At 66.3% G+C, this 24,729-nt stretch carries 23 protein-coding genes and 1 pseudogene; 23 read left to right on the top strand and 1 reads right to left on the bottom strand.

The window, feature by feature from the left end:
• The first annotated feature begins 196 nt into the window (after positions 1–196).
• The 17 genes and pseudogenes from KV110_RS18005 to KV110_RS17930 all read left to right on the top strand — a co-directional run bounded on the left by KV110_RS18005 (position 197) and on the right by KV110_RS17930 (position 13,066).
• Positions 197–550, top strand: a complete 354-nt coding sequence (locus KV110_RS18005; protein WP_218477428.1) for a hypothetical protein — start codon at positions 197–199, stop codon at positions 548–550.
• Between the two features lie 122 nt (positions 551–672).
• Entirely contained in the window at positions 673–969 is a 297-nt protein-coding gene (locus tag KV110_RS18000; RefSeq protein WP_218477427.1) for a hypothetical protein, read from the top strand.
• Positions 966–1,613: a hypothetical protein gene (locus tag KV110_RS17995; protein ID WP_218477426.1), complete on the top strand. Its 648-nt coding sequence runs from the start codon at positions 966–968 to the stop codon at positions 1,611–1,613. Before KV110_RS18000 ends, KV110_RS17995 begins: the two co-directional genes overlap by 4 nt.
• A gap of 533 nt (positions 1,614–2,146) precedes the next feature.
• Positions 2,147–2,440, top strand: coding sequence for a hypothetical protein (locus tag KV110_RS17990; protein ID WP_218477425.1), 294 nt, complete (start codon positions 2,147–2,149; stop codon positions 2,438–2,440).
• Positions 2,441–2,566: 126 nt separating this feature from the next.
• Positions 2,567–3,535 carry a DNA-processing protein DprA gene (locus KV110_RS17985; protein WP_218477424.1) on the top strand — a complete coding sequence of 323 codons (969 nt, stop codon included), beginning with the start codon at positions 2,567–2,569 and terminating at the stop codon, positions 3,533–3,535.
• Between the two features lie 69 nt (positions 3,536–3,604).
• Positions 3,605–3,916, top strand: coding sequence for a hypothetical protein (locus KV110_RS17980; RefSeq protein WP_218477423.1), 312 nt, complete (start codon positions 3,605–3,607; stop codon positions 3,914–3,916).
• Positions 3,917–3,970: 54 nt separating this feature from the next.
• Positions 3,971–4,810, top strand: a complete 840-nt coding sequence (locus KV110_RS17975; protein WP_218477422.1) for a class I SAM-dependent methyltransferase — start codon at positions 3,971–3,973, stop codon at positions 4,808–4,810.
• Between the two features lie 32 nt (positions 4,811–4,842).
• Positions 4,843–5,415: a hypothetical protein gene (locus KV110_RS17970; RefSeq protein ID WP_218477421.1), complete on the top strand. Its 573-nt coding sequence runs from the start codon at positions 4,843–4,845 to the stop codon at positions 5,413–5,415.
• A gap of 54 nt (positions 5,416–5,469) precedes the next feature.
• Positions 5,470–6,708, top strand: a complete 1,239-nt coding sequence (locus KV110_RS17965) for a hypothetical protein (protein ID WP_218477420.1) — start codon at positions 5,470–5,472, stop codon at positions 6,706–6,708.
• 486 nt (positions 6,709–7,194) lie between these two features.
• Positions 7,195–7,596, top strand: a complete 402-nt coding sequence (locus KV110_RS17960; protein ID WP_218477419.1) for a YraN family protein — start codon at positions 7,195–7,197, stop codon at positions 7,594–7,596.
• A pseudogene (locus KV110_RS17955) lies at positions 7,596–8,679 on the top strand (ATP-binding protein); the annotation flags it as partial. The gene KV110_RS17960 and the pseudogene KV110_RS17955, both read left to right, overlap by 1 nt.
• 66 nt (positions 8,680–8,745) lie before the next feature.
• A complete protein-coding gene (locus KV110_RS41530) occupies positions 8,746–9,087 on the top strand; it encodes a magnesium chelatase subunit ChlI family protein (RefSeq protein ID WP_246634748.1) in 342 nt (113 codons plus the stop codon).
• 152 nt (positions 9,088–9,239) lie between these two features.
• Positions 9,240–9,455: a hypothetical protein gene (locus KV110_RS17950; RefSeq protein WP_218477417.1), complete on the top strand. Its 216-nt coding sequence runs from the start codon at positions 9,240–9,242 to the stop codon at positions 9,453–9,455.
• Between the two features lie 133 nt (positions 9,456–9,588).
• A complete protein-coding gene (locus tag KV110_RS17945) occupies positions 9,589–11,385 on the top strand; it encodes a ParB/Srx family N-terminal domain-containing protein (RefSeq protein ID WP_218477415.1) in 1,797 nt (598 codons plus the stop codon).
• Positions 11,386–11,513: 128 nt separating this feature from the next.
• Complete coding sequence (locus KV110_RS17940) at positions 11,514–11,852, top strand: hypothetical protein (protein ID WP_218477414.1); 339 nt, start codon at positions 11,514–11,516, stop codon at positions 11,850–11,852.
• 9 nt (positions 11,853–11,861) lie between these two features.
• Positions 11,862–12,731: a bifunctional DNA primase/polymerase gene (locus tag KV110_RS17935; protein WP_218477412.1), complete on the top strand. Its 870-nt coding sequence runs from the start codon at positions 11,862–11,864 to the stop codon at positions 12,729–12,731.
• A 23-nt stretch (positions 12,732–12,754) separates the two neighbouring features.
• Positions 12,755–13,066 carry a hypothetical protein gene (locus KV110_RS17930; protein ID WP_218477411.1) on the top strand — a complete coding sequence of 104 codons (312 nt, stop codon included), beginning with the start codon at positions 12,755–12,757 and terminating at the stop codon, positions 13,064–13,066.
• A 21-nt stretch (positions 13,067–13,087) separates the two neighbouring features.
• Here KV110_RS17930 and KV110_RS17925 read toward each other — a convergent pair whose 3' ends face one another.
• Entirely contained in the window at positions 13,088–13,339 is a 252-nt protein-coding gene (locus KV110_RS17925; RefSeq protein WP_218477410.1) for a hypothetical protein, read from the bottom strand.
• A 162-nt stretch (positions 13,340–13,501) separates the two neighbouring features.
• Here KV110_RS17925 and KV110_RS17920 point away from each other — a divergent pair, with 162 nt between their 5' ends.
• From KV110_RS17920 to mobF, 6 genes are all read left to right on the top strand, one after another.
• Positions 13,502–13,951, top strand: a complete 450-nt coding sequence (locus tag KV110_RS17920) for a DUF3085 domain-containing protein (RefSeq protein ID WP_218477409.1) — start codon at positions 13,502–13,504, stop codon at positions 13,949–13,951.
• Positions 13,952–14,151: 200 nt separating this feature from the next.
• A complete protein-coding gene (locus KV110_RS17915; protein ID WP_218477408.1) occupies positions 14,152–15,144 on the top strand; it encodes an NADAR family protein in 993 nt (330 codons plus the stop codon).
• Between the two features lie 11 nt (positions 15,145–15,155).
• Positions 15,156–16,172, top strand: coding sequence for a DUF4192 domain-containing protein (locus KV110_RS17910; RefSeq protein WP_218477407.1), 1,017 nt, complete (start codon positions 15,156–15,158; stop codon positions 16,170–16,172).
• 128 nt (positions 16,173–16,300) lie between these two features.
• Complete coding sequence (locus tag KV110_RS17905) at positions 16,301–16,792, top strand: single-stranded DNA-binding protein (RefSeq protein WP_218477406.1); 492 nt, start codon at positions 16,301–16,303, stop codon at positions 16,790–16,792.
• Positions 16,793–17,146: 354 nt separating this feature from the next.
• Positions 17,147–18,352, top strand: a complete 1,206-nt coding sequence (locus tag KV110_RS17900) for a hypothetical protein (RefSeq protein WP_218477405.1) — start codon at positions 17,147–17,149, stop codon at positions 18,350–18,352.
• A 364-nt stretch (positions 18,353–18,716) separates the two neighbouring features.
• Positions 18,717–24,698, top strand: coding sequence for a MobF family relaxase (gene mobF, locus KV110_RS17895; protein ID WP_246634613.1), 5,982 nt, complete (start codon positions 18,717–18,719; stop codon positions 24,696–24,698).
• Positions 24,699–24,729 lie beyond the last annotated feature (31 nt).

Below are 24,729 nucleotides of genomic sequence, written 5' to 3'. Positions count from 1 at the left end.
GATGACGACGGGGTCAAGACGGCATTGACGCTGTGCTGCAACGCATTCGCCACTTTTCACGACGAGCAGCTGTGCTGCAAAGCCTGCTGCGCGAAGTCCCGCTCGAGCACTGCACGCCCGCCGAGATTGCCGTCGCTCGCGATCAAGTCAACGCCTGTATCCCTCCGGAAAACCCACAACCAGATTAGGAGTCGCAGTGGACTGGAACTACTTGACCAACAAGTACCACGCAGAGCTGGCGCTCGTTTCCCGATTCTGTACCGGGCCGGCCATCGTTAGCTCTACCGGCGGTAATTGCTGGGCCATCGGCGGCCAGTTGGTGGACAACGGTCTGAACGTGCTGGCATCCAACGGCGAGATGGAATGCCAGGACGATCCCGGCTGGACCCTTGGGCTCTATCACGTCGACGAACAGCTGGCCTATATCGCGACGGGCACGCTGCATGATCAGCTCACCACCGCGGCCGGGCTCACCCCGACCCAGCTTCACGCGTTGATCAGCCATACCTCTTCCGAGGCAAAGCTACCCGCCGACATCGTCGTGCTCTGACCGCCGACGACAGGTGCGATCCCTGTGGACCCTCACCGCGCAATCAGCTTGACCGCCGCAGTACCTTGCCGCGCTGGTCTGGGTGAAGCGAAAGCCTTCCGGAAGTCCGAGAAAGGTATCTGATGGACGACTACTTCAGCCCGGTTCACAGACCGTGGCGGCTGCTGCTCTGGAACGAAGACAGCGAGCGATGGGAGTCCAAAGGCTGGGGAAGCCCAGACATCACCGGCGCCGTGCGCTCGGTCACGGAGTATGCGACGAAAGGCCAGCGGAAGCGAATCGTGTTCATCGAGGAACGTGAACACCATCGAGTGGGAATGAAAAACTATCGGGCGCGAACGGTCTGGGAGGGTACCCGGCTGCCGTCGTACTTCGGTCAAGGGTTCGAGGTCGGCAACCTGGACGAGGTGGGCGGATGACACCTGAGACCGAGCTGCGACGACTGAAGGACGTGCTGGCGCTTCAACAGAGCGACGTGGAGGTTGTGGGGGTCGACCAAGGAGCGGATATCGCAGCGTCGCTGCGTGCTGCCGGGCTCGGTTTCATCGTTGACGGTTTGGCGTTGATGGACGTCACAGAGGACGAGATCGCCAAGGCTCAGATCCGTCACCATCCACGGCTGTCGGACCTGCTCTGGCACAGCTCCTCACTACTGAAGCCGACCCATCCGTCGATGTTCCGGTCAGAGTTCGTATACCGCGCGCACTGCCGTGAACTACTGGACCGTGTGGCGGCTGGGACGCCGACCGAGTACGGAACAGCAGCAGAGGTTTGCCTGGCTGTGTTGGCGGTCGCCACGGTCACTCCCATCAACACAGCAGCGATGGGGTTACATCTGCGGATGTGGAAGCTAGCTGGCCTTCCTGCACTCGGCGGTCCGGGTGAAAACCTGCCGCATTACGAGGCCATCGCGGGATCGAAGATCGACGACCTCGAGACGACCGCCCGCAAGAAACTCCGGGTCGAGGATCGCGTGCTCGGCGATATCAGGTGCTGCGGACAGCACAACGGAGTCCACGTGCGATGCGAGTACGCATCGGTCTCCAGGATCGCCGCAGCGTGATCGCTCAGCAGGTGGATGTTGAGGCTCAGTTGTGGGGCCGCCAAGTCCGGATGTGGCAATGCAGGGGATCTGCTGCATGGCCGATCCGACCTGCAGATGGCCGTGGCCAGCGAGTAGAGCTGGGACACGGTTGAGCTGCGCACCTTGGTCGAGACTCGCTCTTAACCTCGCGCCGACCAGAACCGCCTAAGCACAACTCGGAACGTTCCTGCCCAAACTTCGGAAGGGTTATTCGTCATGCCCGCAACAGGTTTCGACTCCACCCGGCTCGCACAGTGCTATCGGGACAGCCGTCGGCTCGGCATTCCGGTTGCCGAAGCGTATGCACGTGCCGAGGGCGATGTCTGGGGGTGGCAGGATGCGCGATCGGAGCTGAACGGTACTGCTCAGGCCACCGCTTTCGCAGATGCTCATGCGCGCTATTTCGCCCAATTCCTGACCCAGAAGCGCTGTTTCGTGCATTCGGGCTGCGGGGCGTGGCGCCCATGGCGCAAGTACGGAGACCTCACCGCTACGACGGGCCGGAACGCACGATGAGCACAGCACCGGACCAGGAACGATGGTCAGCGGCCCTCGCTGATCGCAGTGCCCTACTGTTGTGTTTCGAAGCGGTCGGCTACGCGCGCGGGTACTGCGACGCGGCGGGCCTGGGCTCCGGGGACGCGATCGACTTCGGTCATTCCTTCGCCGTGCTCGTCGCCGCCCGCGGCTCACGCCCGTCGATCCAGGACGCCTGGCAGAACTGGCGAAACGGCAAACCCCTCAACCATATCGGCGGCCAACCGGGACCGCCGTCTGGCAGCGGTGAGGACCGATTTTCCACGTGAGCCCGCCCGCGAGCCGGGTGCCGTGCCCGGCGCGATCCATCAGTTCTTGTTCGCGGATGTTTCGGCGTCACCGCACCTCGTGTCTGTCTTGTCGTGTCCCGCAACGATTCCGAGGAAGGTCCCGTCATGGACTGTACTGTCCGTTCGTCTGATCTCGTGCCGATCTCCGATGCCCGTCGCCTGGCGTGGGCGGTGTTGTCACGTGCCGCGTGCGGCCCGTCGCGTGCGCTGTGGCAGCTGGTCGATGAACTCGGTGTCGAGAACGCCGCCGCGGCGGTGGCGGCCGGGGATGTCCCGGTCGCGGTCGATCACAGGGTTCTCGAGCGCGGTGATCCTGACCTCGCGGCCCGAGATCTGGAGACGCTGCATCGTATCGGTGGCCGTTTGCTCACCCCGGAAGACCCCGAATGGCCCACGCAGCGGCTGGCGCAGCTGGCCACGCGCGCCAATGCCCACGCCGATTGTGTTGCGCCGCTGGCATTATGGGTGCTGGGTTCGGCGTCGTTGCGCGGCGTGAGCGAGGATCCCACCGTCGCTGTCGTCGGCAGTGGAGCCGGTTCCGGTTACGGAGACCTGGTCACCACGATGTTCGTCGAGGACTTCGCTGCCCGGGGCTGGACGATCTGTTCCGGCGGCACGATGGGCATCGCCTCGCGAGCACACCGGGTCGCGCTGGCGGCGGCGGCGTCGACAGTTGCGGTGCTGGCGTGTGGGATCGATCGCGCGTATCTGCAGCACAATCAGGACCTGGTCGAACAGATCGCCACGGCCGGGCTGCTGGTCACCGAGTATCCCCCGCAGACCCCGATCAGCAGGTCGAAGGCCCGCGCCCGCGCCCGGATGGTTGCCGCGTTCGCGGACGCGGTCGTCGCGATCGAGGCCGGCCGCGGCAGCCTCGCCCGCCAGGCGGTGTTCTGGGCGAGTCGACTCGACCGCGCCGCCTACGCGGTGCCTGGTCCGGTGACCTCCCCGGAGTCGGCGGGCTGCCACGATCTGATCACCATGGACGCCGCCCAACTGGTCACGACGGCGGCCGACATCCCCCATCCCCAGTACCGGAATGACCGAGCCGGATTGCCCGAAGCGCACGTGTGAACAGTCAAGCCTGGGTCGAGGAACTGCGTGCCCAGATCACCACCGAGTTTCCGCAGGTGCGGCTGTGGGATGCACCTAACCGCGACCCAACACCTGGTGGTGGCCACCTTGATCGTCGCGCCCGAATCGCGCGAGCGGAGCATCGGCTCAACCGTGGTGCTCCAGATCCTCGCCTGCGCCGACCAGCGGGGCGTGGCGGTGGCAGCGACCCCCAGCCGTGACTACGGCGCCAACCTGTCGCGGCTGCGGCGTTTCTCGCGCCGCCACGGGTTCGCCGTCGCCAGCGCAGCCCTTCGCGCTTCGGCTCTGCCGTCGCGGCGGCAACAGAGCCCGCCTGGCGTCTCACCTGCGCAGCGGTTCTGTGTCGCCGGGGATTCGTAGATCCCGAGTCCCACTGTGGGGCTCGGTTTTTCGTCTGTCAGGAGGCGTTTTGTCATGAGCAAGTTGAGCCGTGCGCAGGCCGCCGCGCATCGGGAAGCCTGCGCGTTGGTCGATCTTCGCCGGGATTTGAGCGAGGACGAGAAGTTGTTCGTGCTCACCCATTATCAGGAATCGACCAGCACGACCCAGTCCGCGGATGGGGCGTTCTTCACCCCGGCGGGGTTGGCCCGCGATATGCGTATCGAGGTCGTCGGTACCCGAATTCTGGACCTGGGCGCGGGGATCGGGCAGCTGGCCTTCCACTGCCGAAATCTGTGGGGCCAAGTCAACGGCGACCCACCGCGGGAGCTGACGTGTGTGGAGCGCAATCCGGAGTTCGTGCGGGTCGGGATGAAGGTCGTGCCCGAGGCGACCTGGTGGTGCGGAGATCTGCTGCGGATGCACCGCCAGCGGATGCGCCCGTTCGACACCGTGATCGCCAACCCGCCCTTCGGGCACGTCGCCCGCACCAATGATGGTCCCGGCTACCACGGTCCACGCTTCGAGTATCACGCGATCGCGGTAGGCGCCCAGGTCGCTCGTCATGGGGTGTTCTTGATCCCGCAGTCCTCGGCACCGTTTCGCTACAGCGATCGTCCGGCCATGGAGCACGACTGCGGTGATGCCGAGTATCACCGCTTCCAGGCCGGGACCGGGATCACCCTGCACGCCAACTGCGGCATCGACACCAGCTACTACCGCGACGACTGGCACCACACTGCGACACCCACCGAGATCGTCACCTGCGATTTCACCGACACCGTCCTCGCGCGCCGGCGCCGCTCCCACGCCACGGTCACCCAGATCACTCACGCCTTCGCCCAGCCGGGCTGGCCCGACCGGGCTGCCAGCTGAACTCCGATCACGAGAAGGGACACCGATCAGCCATGCCCGTACCGGCTTTTACCGTCGACGAGCACGCCAACTCCACGATCCACGGCAGCGCCTATCACCTTTTCCCCACCGATGACGCACCGGTGCGTGGGCGGGTGTTTGTCGACATGAGCGAACACGCGGTGATCATCGACGGCCGCCGTGAGTCGCGTCCGGCGGTCGAGTTCCAGTTCTTCGGACTCCTCGTCGAGGGCCGTCCGCTGGGAAACCCGCGCTGCACCAGCGAATTCCACCCGTTTTCGACCGGGGTTCGTTCCATGGTCAGTCTCGGCGAACCCGGCGCGCTGCACCTGAACCTCGGCCAGCGCGTGACCGATATCAGCGACACCGTCACCGGCCTGATTACCGATCTGCTCACCGCGATCAGCGTCGAGTTCCTCACCGATTATCGCGTCGCGCGCTATCGCCACTGGAGCGCCGAGCAGCTGCGCGTGCAGGCCAACACCCTCCACGACCAGGCTCGCACTCTCGAACAGCAGCTCAAGCGCGCGGCCTTGCACGCACAAGCCAACGCCGAGGCCAGCTACGCACTCTTGGCTTCGATCCACGCCCCGCTGTCCGCATGAACCAGTGCACTGGCCTGCGTCGTTTCCCGAATCCGTTCCCCGAGAGGAGTTCTCATGCCGATCCAGACGACGGTCCGCCACGCTGACCTCACTGATCTGGTCGCGTTGCTCAACCGCCAGCAGGCCGCCAAGGTTGATGTCGTCGCACCGGCCTCGGCCCTGCGTGCGCGTAACGGATTCCTGGATCTGTCCGGGGTCTCCCCGGTCCTCGATGAACGCGGTGTCACCGATGTCGAGGGCCGCTATCGTCCCACCGCTGCCGCGGATTCCCAGATCGGCACCAAACTCAAGATCCCCGTCGGCTATTTGAAGTGGCTGCGCGAACAACGCCGCACCGACCTCTACGACGCCAACGTCAACGGCCTGCTCCACGGACCCCTCGACGCACCCGCACTGACCGACGGTGATGACCGGTCGTTTCTGTTGCGGCTGTTCACCTCCGGCGCTCCGGATGAGCCGGGGATCTTGCGGGCGTTCTTGTCGGATCGCTACGGGATCATCGACAACCTCGATGTGCTGTCCGCGGTACTGGACGGGATCAGGGAAGCCGACGCCGATGTGGAAGTGCGCTCGTGTGATCTGAGCGAGTCCAGCATGCACTGCAAAGTCTTCTCCCCCAAGGTTTCCGCACTCGCCCCAGGGTTCCTCACCAACTATCGCAACCCCTTCGACAACCCCGAGCTGGAAAACGAACGCCGACGTGTCGCCGGGGAGATCGATCGGTGGCGCCGGGTCGCGGCCCGCGAAGGCCAGGGCTACCGCCTCGGCACCGAACCGGTGGTGTTCGCCGGGTTCCGGTTCTCCAACTCCGAAATCGGCCACCACGCCGTGACATTGAAACCGGAGTTGTTCATCAGGATCTGCGGCAACGGCCTGACCCTGCCGTTGTTCGCCTACACCAAACGTCATCTTGGCGACAAACTCGACACCGGCACCGTCGGCGGCTGGTCCCAGGACACCTACCGCAAACGGCTCTCGGTGATCACCGCCGAAACCCGCGACAAGGTCTCGGAATGGCTGTCCCCGCAATTCCTCAACTCTCGTGTCGAGGAGCTCGAGCGTCACGCCACGACCCCGGTGTCCAAACCCGACCGGGCCATCGAGGTCATCGCCAAGCAGCTCGGATTCAACGACGACGAACGCGCCGGGATCTTGTCCCACTTCATCGCCGGTGGCCAGCTCACCGCCGCCGGGATCGCCCACGCGGTCACCAGCTACAGCCAGACCATCCCCGACGCCGACCGCGCCGACACCCTCGATGACCTGGCCCTGCACGCAATGGCACTGGTCTGATGGCCACCTTCACCGTCCTCGGCCTGATCCTCGGCGACCAGTTATTGCTGGCCGCCGTGGTCCCGGGCAGGGCCACTGTCAACGTCGCGGACCCCCACGACGCGGATGCTGACCGTGGCTCGAGATCGTCCAAGCACCGACTGCCCGCGACGCCGAGGTCGTGGCACGGTATCTCCACACTCACGACATCGCCCTCGACACCGTCTCCGCCTGCGGGCTGGCACTCGATTCCGTTGTCGTCGACAGCTGCGGGACTGCGCGAGCGATGATCGCGTTGCGCCGCAGCTACCGCGATGTCGAGGTGTGGTTCGAGACTGCCCTCGATATCCCGATCGACCCCGACCACCCCGACTACGCCTACGACCTCCACGCCGACGTGCTGGTCCTGCCACCAGGAGCCCCGATCCCGGCGGGCACCTGCGGGTTTGAGTCTCTGGGATCGAATCCGGTTGTGCCCCAACACCCACCGACGCAGGAGGTTTCCGCATGGCCCGTGCTGAGCGCGATCAGGACAACGCAACCGTCGACGGCCCCCACACCGCCGACGGCGCCGCGGCACTGCCGAGCGAGGGAACTGACATCGACGTCGCCGCAGAGTATCTGCGCCGCCAAGGCTTCACCATCGTCGCGACCTCGTGGATATGCCGATATGGCGTGCTGGACGTGATCGCGCAGGACAAGAAGTACACGGTGTTCATCCACGTCACCGATGCCTCACTACCACCCCAGTGCTGGCCGTTCGCCACCCGTCAACGCCTTCGCCGTCTTGCCTTGCTCTGGCTGGCCGAGCAGCACGATCCCGTGTGGCAGTTGCGCTTCGACGCCGTCACCGTGGACAGGCCCGAGGATCAAACTCCTGTCATCACCCATCACCTGGCGGTGTTCTGATGACGATCGCAGGCGCCCGTTTCGTCGTGGTGTCCGGTGCGAGCGGCCATGTCGTCGAGATGCGTGCCGATCTCGGTCAGGGCGTGGCCTCGGTCACGGTGATCGGTGATGAGTTGTTGGCCGAGTCGCGTGATCGCGTGCGCGCGGCGATCGCCAATTCCGGTGAGCAGTGGCCCGATGCCCGGCTCGTCGTCGCGTCCTCGGCGCCGGTGATCGGTGGGGGTGGCGAGCATGATCTGGCGTTGGCGATAGCGGTGCTGGCTGCGGCCGCAGCCATTCCCGCCCAAACCGATTCCGGGACAGTGTTCATCGGTGACCTGCGCCTGGACGGGCAACTGCGCGGCGAGCGCTCGATCCTGCCCGCTGTCCTCGCCGCGCGCGACAGCGGCTATCGCAGCGTCGTCGTACCCGAAGCGGCGTTGGCTCAGCTGGGGCTCGTCGAGGGCATCGAGATCGTTGGGGCCCAGGATCTGCGGTCGGTGCTGGCGTGGCTGCGCCATCAACAGTCGTTACCCGGACCCGACCGCGTCGAGCTCGACTATCCGCCCCCAGCAACGGATCTGGCCGACGTCGCTGGCCACCCCTACGCCCGCTGGGCGCTGGAAGTCGCCGCAGCCGGGGGCCACCACCTCGCGATCCTGGGCCGGCCGGGCTCGGGCAAGACCCTGCTGGCGCAATGCCTGCCAGGGATCCTGCCGCCCTTGACCGACAACCAGGCACTCGAGGTCCTCGGCCAGCGGCGGTCCGGGCCAGCACAGCGTGTCGCGGATGCCGCCCTACGTCGCACCCCACCACTCCACCTCGGCGACAGCGATGCTCGGTGGCGGATCACGCGCTGCCTTACCGGGAGCGGTCTCCCGCGCCCATCACGGCGTGTTGTTTCTCGACGAGTTCACCGACCTGAGCTCGCGGGTACGCGAAGCGCTGCGGGTGACCCTCGATGACGGCCAGGTCCGTATCGGACGGTCGGGGATGATCGCGAGGTATCCGGCGCGGTTCCAGCTCATCGTCGCCGCGGGCGTGTGCCCGTGTTCCGCGGTCAGCAACGGTGAGTGTGTCTGCTCCCCGCAAGCTCGCCGTCGCCACCGCAGTCGCCTCGCCGAGCCCTGGACCGACCGCATCGACATCTGGGTTGATCTGTCCCCCACCGTGTCCCAGCTCGATACCGCGACCGGTGAGACCAGCGCGGTCGTGCGCGCGCGGGTCATCGCGGCCCGCGCCGCTGCCACACAGCGGTGGCAAGACCACGGCTGTCTCATCAACGCCGATGTGCCCACAGATGTTCTGCGGCACCAGTTCCGGCTTCCACAGCCCACCCTCGCCCCCATCGAGACCGCGCTGCGCGCCGGGCGTCTTTCGGCACGAGGCGGCGACCGTGTTGTTCATCTGGCTTGGACGTTGTGTGGCCTGCGTGCCGGGGTCACCCCCAACGAGCAGGACATCGCTGACGCTTTGATGCTGGGTCAACGCCCGCCACTGTCACATCGCTGAACGCCGACCGCGATTGGCCGGCCTCGCCTCGCGCGACGGGTCGGCTCCCCGGCGCTGCCCTCGCAGTGTTTTCGCCGAGACGACTGGTCATCACTCGTCGATGCGTCCGAATCCCTTTGAGCTCCACCGCCCACCGATACAGGAGGTTTGTCATGGCTGAGACCATCACCCGCGACGAGTTCGAACTCGCCGAGCACCTCGGGGCCGCGGGCCCGACCACCGTGCTGGGCGAGGACACGATGACGCGGTGGCGCGCCCAGGATCCGGACTGGCACGGCAAGCACTGGACCTACACCGACCCCGACGCCAATGGCGTGCGCCATCTGCGCCCGATCAACGTCGCCCCGCGCCCCAAGTCTTCGCCCTGATCACCCGTTCGCCATCCGCGCCCTTCCCCAGCGGTTGATGCCGTGCACGACCCACTCATATCCCGGCCAGGCAGGCCCCGGACAGCCCAAAGCTGACCGGGGCCTGCCCGTTTCACGAGAGGAGCCCGTTTCGATGCCCACCGACACCGCCGAACCGACCGCAGTCGCCCAGCTGGAGAACCTGACCGACCTCGACGCCACCGCGCCCACGGCCGACGCCCCCACCGAGGCCGATAACGCAGGCGCGCCGGTCCCCAGTAAGGCCGGAGTTCTCGAGGACAAGCATCCGGCTGAACTGGTGATCGCCGCCAACGTGCGCGAGAACTTCCATCTCGAGGATCACCCCGACTACACCGAGTCGATCCGTGAACACGGTGTGAAGGAACCGATCTGGGCGATCCGGATGCCGGATGGCCGACTGGTGGTACGCAACGGTCACGTCCGCACATTGACGGCGCTGGCGTTCGAACAGGAATCGGTGCCGGTGCGGATCACCGAGTTCGACCCCACCGTCGACGCCAAGGAAGCCGAGATCCTGCGGGTCTTCGACCAGATCACCACCAACACCTACGTCCCACTCACCGAAGGCGACATCGCCGGAGGGATCGCGTTGGCGCTCGAACTCGGTGCCTCCCCGACCCGGATCGGGAAAGCGCTCCAGAAGAAACGCGCCGACGTCAAACTCGCAGGCAAGATCGGTGCCTCCCGCACCGCGCGGGGTCTCATCGACAGCAAGCAGCTCGATTTCGAGCAGGCCGCGATCCTGGCCGAGTACGAAACCCTCGGCGACACCGACGCGGTGCAGGAACTGCTCAACGTGCATCGCGGGCACTTCCACTACACCGCCAAACGCATCGCCGCCGACCGCGAGGAGCAGCGCGCCTTCCTCGCCGCCGCGCTCCCCTATGCCGAGATCGGCTGCGGTGTGCTCACCGGTGATCATCCCGAGGTCGCCGCCGGCCCAGAACTCGTGCCCGTGACCGACATCATAGATGGCGACGGCACGGCCATCAGCCTCGAGCACATCCAGGCCGACCCCGAAGGGTGGCTGGTGTGGATCGAACTCGATGAGCACCAGGACGTCGTCGAACGTGACACCGGGGCCGTGGTCGACTACGCCTCAGTGGACTGGCAGACCGCCGGCAGCACCGACCGCACACCGCGGGAAGGGCTGCGGCACGCCGATGAGGTCGAACGCCGTGATCGCTGGCTCGTCGAATTCTGGTTGCCCGCTGAGCAACTCGACGCCCGCGGATGGCGGCGCGGCCGTGAGGATTCCGACGATCCTGCCGACGTCGACGGATCCGACGGCATCGAAGTCGATACCACCGGCTCCGACGAGCAGAATGCGCAGATTCGCGCCGCAGCCACGGCCAAAGCGGTCGAGGACCGTGAGGCCGAGCGGCAAGCCAGACGGCGCGTACGCGTACTCAACAAACAGGGCGAGGCCGCCAAGGAGACGCGCATCGAGTTCCTGGTCCTGTATCTCAAGCGCAAGACCGCACCGCCCAACGCATGGAAGTTCATCGCCGAAGCGCTGGCGACCAACTCCACTCTGCTCGGGGAGTCCTACGCATTGGAGAACGCGTTCAAGTTGCTGGGACTCGAGGGTGGTAGCTGGCGCCGTCACGAGCTGCTCGAGGCGATTGAGTCGGCGAAACCGCCGCGCTGCCTCGTGATCGTGTTGGCGCTGGTGCTCGGAGCCTATGAGAAGCGCACCGGCCGCGACTGCTGGCGATTCTCCGACAAAGGCGTCAAGCACTACATGAGCTTCCTCGCCGAGATCGGCCACCAGCTGGTCCCGGTCGAGCTCGCCGCCGCAGGCACGCTCGACTGCGAAACCATCGACCTCGACAACCCCGTCCAGACCGTCGACCTGGACCAGGCCGCCGATCCGAACGAGGCCGCCGATCTCGCGCAGGCCGCCTAGCCGACACCCAGTACGAGGGCGGCTGCGCCAAGGTTATTGCCGCCCACGGGTTCACGGTCAGCATGCGGGCCGCCGCCGTCTACGGACGTGGCGGCCCGCAGGTCGTCTCGTCGGAGACAGGAGAGCTGATGAACATCACCGACCACCCGGTCATCGACGGCGTCACCGAGACAACCCGCGGTTATCGCGCGCGGGCGTTGTGTCTGGTCGATGACCATCCCGCCGACATCGTCGTGAACATCGACACCATCTGCCCGTCGCGATCGCGCTACCGGGTCGATCTGTTCGACCAGATGCGACTGGGCTGGACGCCGGTATTGCGTGCCGGCGCCGAGGACTTCGCGCCCCCGCTCGATTCTGCCCCGGACGAACACACCGTCGCGGCGTGCCAATCGCTGGTCAATCGTCTTCACGACACCGCCGAGTGGATCGTACGCACCGCACGCGAGCTCGGCCCCCGCTGGTAGAGGCCGCTGATGACCCTCACGACACCACAGGCCGACCCCACCGTGGTGAAGTCACCGCTGTCGGCGGCCCTCGCGGCCGCCGAACGACGGTGGTCGGTGTTCCCGCTCAGCCCCGGCCGCAAGAAGCCCCCAATCTTGAAGAACTGGCACCGGCACGCCAGCACCGATCCCCAGCGCATCCGCCGGTGGTGGTCGTGGAACCCACGGTTCAACGTCGCGATCGCAACCGGTGTAAGCCGACTCTACGTCATCGATCTCGACGCCACACACCTGCGGCCACCAGCCGGGTGCTTCGACGATGCCCTCGCGGCACTGTCGAACCACCTGCCCGAGCCCGCACCGAGCACCTTCACCGTCGCTTCACCGCACGGCTGGCACCTCTACTACCGGGCCCCGGCCGCCCCGCCGCTGTCGTGCACGGTCGGACGCATCGGGCAAGGCATCGACTCCCGAGGACTCGGCGGCTATGTCGTCGCCCCGGGATCTATCACCTGCGACGGTGCCTACCAAGTTATCGACGACCGGCCCGTCACCGACCTGCCCGAGGCACTCATCACCCTGCTGCGTCCGCCACCCCCACCACCCCAGCACCAGTCGGCGCGACGGCCCGAGCATCTCGATGCCTATCTCGCCGCCGTCCTCGACCGCGTCACCCATCCCCAACCGAACACCCGCAACATCACCGTGTTCCGGGCCGCATTAACTCTCGGTCGTCTCGTGGCCGGCGGCGAACTCGATGAACACCACACCCGCACCATGCTCACCGCCGCCGCGGCCGCGCACATCGGCGTCGACGGATTCACCGCCGCCGAGCTCGACCGCGCGATCAGCAACGGATTCCGTTACGGCGCTCAGCATCCCCGTCACCTGCACCACTGAACCCGCCAGGGGAGGACCCCACCATGCCCGACTACAGCGTCACCTGGCACATCGATCAGCTCACCGCCGACACCCCACTAGGCGCGGCACGCGAGGCGCTCGACATGCACCGCGATCCCGATTCGATCGCGACGGTGTTCGACGTCTACGACAGCGGTGCCCGCTATCGCGTCGACCTCGACGACCGCCCACCCGTCCCCGTCGTCCTGCACGCACCGTCGACAACTCCGCGCCGCAGGTTCGCCGCCTGGTTCTCCGGCCGCCTCATCGCGTGGGCAGCCCTCCTCGACAACGCACCGCACGGTGCCCACCGCGGGACGCTCACAGTTGGCTAGAACTGAGCACCCGCGCCGGGGTCAGCGGTGAGCGGGCCCGAACCGTTGCGGGGTGCCGCCGCGCGGTGCGCCTACTGCGTCGGGCAACGCCAGGATCGGATGCCCGGTCACCGCAGCGAGTTGTTCGAGCTCACCTGCCAGGAAATGCAGGACTGCCAACCCTTCTCGGCAGCTGTCGTCGCGTTCTTCCATCAGCAGTTCGACGCCCTGCCAGCCCACGACAAAGTCCTGCACGACTTCGCCGCCAACACCCACCGAGCCTGGCACGTCCACACCAACACCACCTGTCGCGCTCCAACGCGCTGACCATCCGAGTACCGGCCGATCCGGCCACCTAGGCCGAATCCCACTGCCGCCCGGTCCATCCCGCGCGGCGCACCGCGCGGTCGGCTTGGCAGCCAACCGACCTCCGCCCTACCGAGAGGAGCTAGTCCCATGGGCTTGATTGAGCTGTGGTTTCGGCTGAGCGAGGTCGCCCCCATCGTCGAACACGCGATGTCGGCCTCCGAGCACACCAAGTATCCCGACCCGAACGATGATTCGCCCGCAGTACCGTCGCTGATCTGGGTCAAAGACGACGGCACCTACCTGCTCAGCAACGGGCGGCCCCGCCTGCTCGCCGACCCCACCCAGCCCGAGGGGAAGGCCCAAGTCGCCTACGCCCAAAACTGGGGTCCCGGTACCGGCCCGGAGATCGGCTATACCCCGGTCGGCGGTGACGACTTCACCGAATACATCGACCTCACCCAGGACGTCTACAGCGGAGACCGGCTCAGCGATCTGATCCGTAAATACGCCGAGCTCGACGGCTGGATGATCTTCACGGTCGGGCCGGGGCAGTTCGACATCTCCTTCGAACCGTCGAATCCCAACTCTTACCGCTGACTCGGTTCGTCCTCACATCGCACTCGCCGCCTCCGTGTCTTCGAGTCCTACGTGGCTCGGTCGCAGCAGCGGTTGTCGGCGGTTACTCCACTGCGGTGAAACCGGTTTCGGCACAGGTCTTTTCGTACTGAGCGTGTTCGACGTGTCACCGATCCCGCCGCGGACGCAGAAACCACACACCACGATGAGAGGAACCACGCATGTACACCGCACCCGCCACGTCGGTGATCGACCAATTCCGCGACGCCGACGACTTCCTGTCGAATTACAGCGGGTACCCGGTCGAGTACCGCGGGCGGAGGTTCGAGACCGCCGCACATGCCTTCGCCGCGGCGCAGTCGGACGCCCCGGGGTGGGCATCAGTCGTGCAGTCCGCGCGAACAGGCCGGGACGCGGAGAACCTCGCACGGCAGGGGCGCATGCGTGACGACTGGGCCAGCGTGCGAGACACAGCGATGGCCGAGGTCCTCCTGAGCAAATTCACCTTCAACCCGGAGCTGGGTGAGCAGTTGCGCGCTACCGGGGACGCGTTGCTGATCGATACCAACGACGACGGTGAGCAGTACTGGGGTCGTTGCCTACACACGGATCTGCACGTCCCGGCCGGAATGAACATGCTGGGCCGGACCCTGATGGGCCTCCGGCGCGAGCTGCGTGGTGACCCGAGTGATCGATGGCCGCGGGTTGCGCTGACCGGGCACCGTGAACATCTCATCCGCCCCGGTAGTCGTGACTGGGTCCGCGCCGAGCTCGACCGGATCGCGGTCAAACTCCGCGACGAGCACGACACCGAGATCGCCTCTAGTGGTCTCGCGACCGGTTCCGACACCTGGTGGGCGGAGTCTGCCCTCGCTGCCGGTCTGACGCTGTGGGGTTATCAGCCCTTCCCGGAGCAGCCCGCGCGTTGGAGCGCCGAGCAGCAGGCCGTGCATGCGTGGCTGTGTGAGAGCGCGCAGCGTCTGGTCCTGGTCGGCCCTTACCCCGATGTCGGGTTCTTCGATACCCGTAACCAGCTGTTGCTCACCGACGCCGACGCCATTGTCGCGGTGCACGACCCGCGGATTACCCGCGGCGGCACCGTGTCCGCCCTCGGACGGCACTGCACCGGCATCCCGCTGATCACCGTCAACCTCGAGCAGCACACCACCACCATCAACTTCCTGCCACCGGCAGCCGACCCGCATCGACTCTGAGGAGGTTCGTGATGGCCGCAGTCGGGTTCGACGATCCCGGTGAGGTGATCGCGGCGCTCCCGGCGATCTACCGGCGGCCCATTCCGTCGCGCGCCCTGGTGCTCATCGCGCTACGCAGCATCGCGCCCGGCATCGGGCGCGTCGATGACCTGTTCGTGCTCGACCCGTACCGCCCCGGCGGTGTTGGATTCGCACTCGAGGCGGTTCAGACCCGTCTCGCGCGGATCCTTACCGACCACCGCCCCGGCTCCATCGGGGCCGTGGTCATCGATGACCGCCAGCTCGGTGATGACGGGACGGCACGCGCCTATCGCCCGCTGACGAGTCTGCTCACCGAACTCCTCACCGCCTCCAGTAGTGAGCTCACCAACGCCTGGCACATCGCCGCCCTCGATCCCGGACAACTCTGGTCGTCGCTGATCGGCCAGAACTCTTGCGGCGTCCTGTCCGATTTTGCCCTGGACACGATCACGCGTGATCTGCTCGCGCGCCAACAAGCCGAGGCTCTCGTGATCGTCGACCCTGATCCTGTCTTCGCGATTCTTGTCAGCAGAGCGCTGGCCGCAATCACCGAGAGCCCCGACGCACCCTCCACCGCAACGAGTCGTCACCGGCTGCTGGTGGTGCTCGCGTGTATCGATGCCCTCAGCGCCGGGCACGAACCCACCCCGCCCGAGTTGGCCGAGGTCGCGGTGGCGCTGCGTGATCCGCTGGTGCGTGACTGTATGTACGGGGTCGCGATTAGCGCCAAAGCCGCCACCGCCCAGACGTTGTGGGCGAGGCTGACCCGGGTCCTGCCTGAACCTGATCGCAGCCAGGTCGCCGGGATGCTCAGCGCTACAGCGTTTCTGGCAGGCAACGGCACGCTCGCGGCACTCGCGATCCGCACCGCATTCTCCGGCGGAACCGACCAGCACACGGCCAAAGCCATCGGCGTTGCCCTCGACAGCGGTATCCGCCCACACATGCTGCGTCGCCTCGCTCAGCTCGGACAGCGCACCGCCGCCGAGCTCGGCGTCAAACTCTGACACCCACACGGCGACCCGCGCATCTCGCCGCCGATGGCTCAGCACCAGACCGGCACCACGCCAACCAATTCGATGCCCATGCGGCGTCGTCTCGAATCCTGTCCTCGACAAGTAGGGAGTAATCAGTCATGGCCGGAGACACCGTCATCACTGTCATCGGGAATATCACTCACGACCCGGCGCTGGTCATCACACCCTCAGGGGCGGCTGTCGTCAATTTCACAGTCGCCTCGACGCCGCGTTACTTCGATCGCAATGCCAACGAGTGGAAAGACGGCGAAGCGTTGTTCATGCGCTGCAACGTCTGGCGCGACCAAGCCGAACACGTCGACGCGTCGCTGACTCGAGGAGCGAGAGTGATCGTCTCGGGTCGGCTCAAGCAACGCAGCTTCGAGACTCGCGAGGGCGAAAAGCGCACCGTCGTAGAGCTCGAGGTCGACGAGGTCGGCGCGTCGCTGAGGTATGCCACCGCCAAGGTCACCAAGGTCAGCCCACGTTCGAGTTGGGGCGAATCAGCGAACACCGCAGCCCGTGCGGGGACCGACGATCCGTGGGCGGCAATGGCTTCCCGCGAACCTGCCTTCGCCGGTGCCAGCGCGGGAGATGAGCCCGGCTTCTGACCCTGTCCCCGCTGTGTGCACCCGGCTGCGCCCGGTGCACACAACGGGGGTCTTCGAGTGGGCAGGGATGCCCGTCTGTCCGGTCGTCCAGCCCGAACGAGGGCTACCAGAACGACGGCCGACACAGCAGGGCCCGCGCCCGGCATCACCGAATTTCCCTCTCCCGTCCCCGACGAGTCCTCCGGTCGCGCACGGAAATTCGGTGCTGCACGCCTAGGCGCGTTCCCTACCGCGCCGACCGCCGCCCTGGTCGACAGCGGCCTCAGGCTGGCCGCCCGGCCAGCCGACCATCGCCCGTGGATCGTCACGGTCACACGGGGCTGGTTCCTGTCCGCTCGTATGAAGGGAAATTCGATGACCAGCACCGAATCACGTTCCTTTGCCGACGCGCTCACCCACATCGACTGGCAACTCCAAGCCGGTCGCCATGCGCAGGCCCGCGAGGAGTTCGAGCGCGCGCTCACCACCCTGGCCTCCCCCGACGACCTTCAACGGCTCACCACACTGGCCGACACCTTCGCCAAGGAGCCCTACGTGGTCGCGAAGGCTCGGCTGCGGTCGCTGTATCGGCGCTCGGACACGGAGTTGAAGGCGTGGCTCAACATGTTCGTCACCCGCACCGATCCCGGCCTGTATCGCCCCGTTGAGGACCAGCCGCGCTGGATCACCACCGTCCCCATCACCGCCGTCAACTGGAAGGTCCGTCGCATGGTCGCCCGCGACCCGAACCGCATACGATTCGCCTCGCCCGCGGTCGCCACCGAGATCGCCGCCGAGATCGCCTGGGAAAAGCCCGAGCACATCGCCGCGCTCAAAGCCAAGCGTCGCCCGGTACGTGAACCGCGTGTCGTCACCGACTACATCCGCACCCGGTTCCTCCTCGACGCCGCACCTGCCCTCGCGCCTTCAGCGTGGGATCGCAACTATGTCCGCCAGGTCGCCGAGCAGATCCTCGCCGAACGCGACCGCGCAGGGCTGCGCACACGCGACAGCTTCGACCCCGTCTCGATCGCCTGCACACGCACCGGCATCGACGTCCGCGACGACGACCGGCCCGCCTTCCTCGCCAACGGCAACGGCCTGGACTACGACCGCACCACAGTGCCACCCTTGCAGGGCTGGGTGTGTGTCTACTGCTTCGGCGAACGCGCCTGCGCCGATCACTTCCGCACCGACGCCACCGGGCAGCGCGTCAGCGACAACGGGCTCTGCCAGCATTGCTACGAGCTCGGCCGACCCGGAATCGCCGCACTCCCAGCCGGTTTCAGTCTGGCCGAGGAGGTCGCCGCCTACTGCCAGTACCTCACCGACCACTACCCCACCGTCGCGCCCACACTCCTCGACTCCCTGCGCGAGCGATCCACCGGCGCGATACGTGGATTGGTTCTGGCCTTCCTCGACCACCAGCAGCCCGCGACCCGACCGTCAGCACCTGTCACCACCTTGACGCCGGTGGCACTGCGGCGGGCACGCTGCCGTTCCTGCTACGCCCACGATCGCCTCGTCGACACCCACGACCTGTGCGAGACCTGCCGCAACCACTACCGCATCGCCGCCTGATCGCATCGCCCCGCCCGCGCCGGGCTGGGCATCCAGTTCCCGGTCCGCCGCAGTGACCACGCCTGCGGCGGACCGGCCACGACCTACTCTCCCCTGCCGAAGCGAGCACCTCATGTCACGACCCATCACCCACTCATCACCTCACGCGCTCACCTCTGCACCTCCGCACGCTTCTACTCCCAGCACCTCACCCCTCCATCTCTCTCCTCTTCCACCCTCACCTCTCTCTGCATCCTTTTTAACAAGCAGACCTCTTGCATCTAGGATAACGATTCAATAACTACCAGGGTATATGCTCCATTTGACACTATTTCGGTAAGCCCGACTCCTTGATTTACATACGGAAGCGGCGCTTCCTGATTGTATGACTGCGACGATCCATAAAGTCGTGGCAGGCAATGGGTATCAATATTATCTGCGCACTGTCGCCGCGAACGATGTCTCTTCTCGTGGCCGTTCCGATCTCGCTGACTATTACTCCGCGCATGGGGAAGCTCCGGGGCGCTGGCACGGCTCGGGTTTGGCCGCGCTCGGCCTCGCCGCTGACGACGAGGTCACCGAAGCGCAGATGGACGCGCTGTTCGGGTTGGGTCGCCATCCCAACGCGGCGGTGATCGAAGAACGCGTCTACGACGAGCAGATCCGGCTCGGCGCGAAACACAAGGACGCGGGCCGAGCCGCCGACAAAGCGTCACGTTTAGGTAATCCATATCGGGTCTATACCGAGGTTTCCGAGTTCCGGAAACGGTGCGCGAAGGCGTTCGAGCGACACAATATCTCGAACGGATTGGACCCCGACGACGCTATTCCTGATGCGGATCGGTCGCGGATTCGTACCCATGTCGCGTTCGATATGTTCACCGAAACCTACGACCGGCCGCCAGTTGATGCGCGGGAGTTGTCGGGGTGGGTGGCGAAGAACTCGCGTCCGAACTCCACCGCGATTGCGGGTTTCGGCATCACTTTCTCGCCGGTGAAGTCGGTGTCGGTGCTGTGGGCAGTGGCACCGCGGGCGGTGTCGGAGAAGATCGAGGCCGCCCAACGCGCCGCCGTAGAGGATGCGTTGCGATGGCTCGAGCGCCACGGGATCTTCACTCGATTGGGCCGAAACGGGATTCGCCAGGTCGACGTAGAGGGGATCGTCGCGGCGGTTTTCACTCATCGTGACAGCCGCGCCGGGGATCCGGACCTGCACACTCATGTGCTGATGGCGAACAGGGTGCGCACGCTGGATGGAAAGTGGCGCACCCTCGACGGAGCCGCGATCTATGCAGCGTTGGTAACGGTGTCGGAGATCTACAACACCCGCCTCGAGCATCACCTCCAACGGCTGGTCGGTGTGGAGTTCACTGAACGTCCCGGACAAGACCCCTCCAAGCGAGCGATTCGGGAAATCGTCGGCATCCCGGCTGGATTGATCACCGCGTGGTCGCGGCGTGATACCGCGATCACCACTCGCCTTGGCGAGCTTGCCGCGCAGTTCCAAGCCTGGCTCGGCCGTGAACCGACACCGGGGGAAATGTTCGATCTCGCTGAGCGCGCCACCCTGGACACCCGCCCCGCCAAGCACCTGCTGCGGTCCTTGGCACAGCAGCGCAGCACCTGGCGCGCGGAGGCCGTGGGGCTGCTCGGGAGTCGAGAAGCGTTGTCGCACATGGTGAGCGTGGCGTTGAATCCGATCCGCACGCCGCGCCCGCAGATCACCGGGCAGTGGATCACCCGCACCGCCGAGCGCGTCATCGAGGTCGTGGCCGAGCAGCGCGCCACCTGGCGGGCAACCAACCTGCGCGCCGAAATCGAACGCCAACTGCGCGGACAGGTGTCCGGGCAGGACTGGGAACGCGTCGCCGAGGCCGTGCTCGCCGAGACCATCTCCCCCATTCACACGGTCGCCCAACACGATCCCGATCTCGCTGAGGAACCCCAACTCCGCTCTGTCCCAGTCCTGCTCCGGCGCCGCGACGGCACCAGCGTCTACACCTCGGCCAACCAACAGCTCTACACCTCGGCCCGCACACTCTCGGTCGAACAGCAACTGATCGACCTCTCCGTGAAGACCGGTGGACGGCACGTGGCGCCGGATATCGTTGCTGCCGCGATCTCCAGCTACAACGCAACAAGCCCTGATCGGCCGCTGAATGCCGGGCAGATCAGTGTGATCGAGGGCTTCGCCCAGTCCGATTTAAGGGTCCGCACCACCAACGCGCCAGCGGGTTCGGGCAAGACCACCGCGATGTCGGTGCTCGCCGAGGCGTGGGCGGCCAGTGGTGGTCAAGTTCTCGGTCTGGCCCCGACTGCGGCCGCAGCCGCGGTGCTCGGTGAGTCGATCCACAAGCGGGTGGAGACCGTCGACAAGGTCCTCGACGTCCTGACCAACCACACGCCTGGTCCCGACAACCCTGCCCTGGACCGTGAGTATCCGCCGTCGTTGCCGCAATGGGTTCTCGATATCGACCCCGACACGTTGGTGATCGTCGACGAGCACGTCAAACTCGGCAACCTCAAACGCCTTCGCCTCCTGCGTTTCCTGTCCGATCGCGGCGCGACGATCCGCTGTATCGGCGACCCAAGCCAGCTCGCCTCGATCGAAGCCGGCGGCGCTGATGCCGACATGGACGCCGCAGCCCCCGAACCCACGCTCACCCTGACCCATGTGGTGCGCTTCGACTCCACCGGTGAAGCAACCGCGAGTCTGCAGCTGCGCGAGGGCGATCCGGCCGCGTTGGGCTGGTATCTGGACAACGGCCGCATCCACGGCGGACACGAAGGCGCCACCCACGACGACGCCTTCACCGCCTGGACCGCCGACTATCTCGCCGGCCGCGACACCATCATGCTCGCCGCCAACCACACCGTCGTCACCGAACTCAATGCCCGCGCCCGCGCCGACCGCCTCGCCCGCGCAGGCGGATCCGTGGGCGAAACCTGCGTTCTCGTCGACAATCTGCAGGCATCGGTCGGTGACACGATCCGCACCCGACGCAACAATCCTCGGCTGCGATTAGGTGCTTATGACTGGGTGCGTAACGGCTACGCCTGGACCGTCACCACGGTCCATGACGACGGCAGTCTCACCGCCACCCATCAACGACCTGGTGGGAAACACGGTCATAGTGTGCGGCTGCCCGCCGACTACGTCGCCGAACATGTGCGCCTCGGCTATGCGACGACGATCGATTCCGCGCAAGGAATCACCGCCCAAACCTGCCACGTCGCACTCACCGGACACGAATCCCTGCAACAGCTCTACGTCGCACTCACCCGCGGCATCTACGCCAATCATGTCTACGTGCCGACCGCGTTGGACGGTTCGGAAGCCTCGTTCTGGTCCGAGCCAGCGGTCTATCCGCGCACCGCCGTGGAGATTCTGTTGCGCGTTTTCGGGCGAGATGGGGCGCAGAAGTCGGCGCACACGATGCTGCGTGACGCGCTCGACCCGCACCGGCGCATCGGTCGCGCGCTCGATACCTATCTCGACTCGATCGGTGTCGCCGCCGAAAACGCGCTCGGTCCCGAGGGTCTCGATCGCCTCCACGCCGACGCCGAGGCGCTCGTTGCGCATCTCACCGACTACCCCGCCTACCCAGTTCTGCGCCAGCATCTGGCGATGATCGCCCTGTCCGGTCGCGACCCGATCGAGGCGTTACGCACCGCGAAGAACGCCCGCGAACTCGACACCGCCGACGATGTCGCCGCCGTGCTGGACTGGCGCCTGGACCCGACCGGTGCCCACTCCACCGGCCACGGACCACTTCCCTGGGCCGCCGGAATCCCTGCTGGACTCGACACCGAACGCGACTCCACACAGCTCGCTGCCCGCGCACGTATCGTCGCCGATCTCGCCGCCCAGATCCGCACCGACGCCCGGACATGGACTCCCGCGTCGGCGCCACGGTGGGCGCGACCGCTCATCGGCGCGAACTCGAAGCTGGTTGAAGATCTCGCGGTGTGGCGAGCGTCGCTGCATATCGAGGATCGAGACTTGCGTCCGACCGGACCGCGACGCCGCGTTGTGCTCGAACGAGACCACCAGCAACTGCTCGACCTTCGCGTCACCGACACCCTCGGCGACCCGGACCGCCCGGCCAATACCTGGGCATCCATCGTTGAGAACATCGCGGTCCGTGTCACGACCGACCCGTGGTGGCCGGTCCTCGCCGACAAGATCGAGACCGCGCACCGCGCCGGAATCGACATCGAAACTCGCCTAACCGAGGCCGCACACGCTCGGCCGTTGCCGGATGAGATGCCCGCTGCCGCGCTGTGGTCGCGCCTGGAACTCGAACCCTCCGCCCTCGACACGCACACCAACACCCTGCGCCCGGACTGGATCGCCGACTTGCACACCGTGCTCGGCGACTCGATCGCCGAACGCATCGTGGCCGACCCTGCGTGGCCGCGGCTGGTCGCCGCGATCGACCGCACCACCGGCAGCGACTGGACACCCTACGACCTGCTCACCACCGCACACGAACTCATCCTTGGTGCCCAACCCGACGGCGCCACCAGCCTGCGTCCCGACCAGCTCGTGAGCGCGTTGGCATGGCGCATAGATGCCCTCCTTCGCAAACCCACCCAACCCCAATCAACGCCCACCGAACCCGATCCGGACATCACCATGCACCCACACGACATTCCGCCCGAGCCCCAACAGCCCGATACGTCCCGCGATGACATCACGGCAACGCCAGCACCACGACCACCAAGCCAGCAAGCCAACGCCGACTCCCGAACCGTGCCTCCCGACGGCGTCGCAACGGTCGCAGCGTTGTTCAGATCCGGCGATATCGCCGCGGCCAGGCGCGCCTTTCACACGCTCGGCCAGAGGCTCACCGATGAGCAGCGCTTCATCCTCGAACGCGTCGGCACCACCCTCTACCGCTATCCCTTCGTCAATGCTGTCGCGCGATTGCGGTGGGCCGCCGAGCAATACCCAGAACACCGCGACCTCATCACCGCCTGTACCCCCGACAGCGACCCGCACGCCTACCAACCCACCCCTATGCACCCCACGAGACGGCCACCTCGTGATCAGGGCGCCGTTCCCGCGCAAGACCATCCCGATCAATTCGACCCCGCACGCACACGACGCCCGCTCGCCTCTGACGCTGAAATCGCTGCCGCGCAACAACATCAGGACTACACCGACACCCGCGGCGACGTCGACGACGATCCAAAATACTGGCCGATCCCCCGCGGGGTCGACCACCCCTATTACATCGCGAAGCACCACCGGGACCGCATCATGAACGGACCCGAATACGGCGAAGACGACCCCGACCACGATCGCATCACCGTCCGCAACACCCGCGACCTGCCCTGTGTGGCCTGCGGGCTCGGCCGCGCCACCAACGAAGCCCGCCCGATACCACCCCGGCGCAGCGACGACGGTCTATGCGGAGAATGCCGCGACGACAACCGCCTCCCCATCCCCGACCACGATCCCACCGACCGTATCCGCACCCGCTGCGACCACCTCGCCGCCACCCATCCACCCGAGACGATCCGTGGCCTGCTCCGCCGCGACTGGCACGCCGCCCGCACCCTCGCCGAACGCCTCGCCATCAGCACCTGGGCCGAAAACCACCTACGCCCCGAAGCCAGTCAACTCGACATTCCGACTGACCCGATCGAACAAAACCCGCTGACCACATACACCGACACCCAACTCCAGCAACACATCGACCACCTCGAACTACGCATCACCCTCATCGACGACGACGCCACCCTCTACGACCCCGCCCCCGAACCGCCCAGTGATGACACCGAATACGACCAGCTTCTTCACCGCCACCACACAGTTCAGGAAGCGATCCGAACCGCCCGCACCACCGAGAACGCACTCGGGCAAGCCGTCCGCGACCTGCACGCACTCACCACCGAAATCGAGACTGCCCGCGCACGTCTGGACGCCACACCTGGTTACCGTCGCAGCGCACGACACGACATCCAGGCCCGCGTCGATGCACTGCTGACCCAGCAGCAAAACGCCACCCGCACCCGAGAATCGGCCCGCACCACCGCCCGCGACGCCCGACGCGAAGCCACCCTCCACGCCGGCCCCGCCGACCAATGGGACCAAATCCTGGCCGCCCCACCGCCACAACGCACCTACTACCAACCCACCACAGCCAGCGACTCCGCCACTGACCAGCAAGACCAGATCGCCGACTACCAAGCCCAACTCGAGCGACTCCGCACCGAACAACAGCGACGCACCGCACTCACTGCGGCCCAGCGGACACACGAACAACAGCGACAGCAATCCGCTACTCAGGAGGACGGCACGGTCGAGTTCACCGACTATGCGCTCCCGCACCAGCCCGACACCGACATCGGGCTGTGACGACCGCGTCCACACCGGGAATCCGCCTCGC

Origin of the sequence: Nocardia iowensis (assembly GCF_019222765.1) — a bacterium.
Classification (GTDB): domain Bacteria; phylum Actinomycetota; class Actinomycetes; order Mycobacteriales; family Mycobacteriaceae; genus Nocardia; species Nocardia iowensis.
The sequence above is the reverse complement of the archived record's forward strand: the minus strand, read 5'-3'. Positions and strand labels throughout refer to the sequence as shown.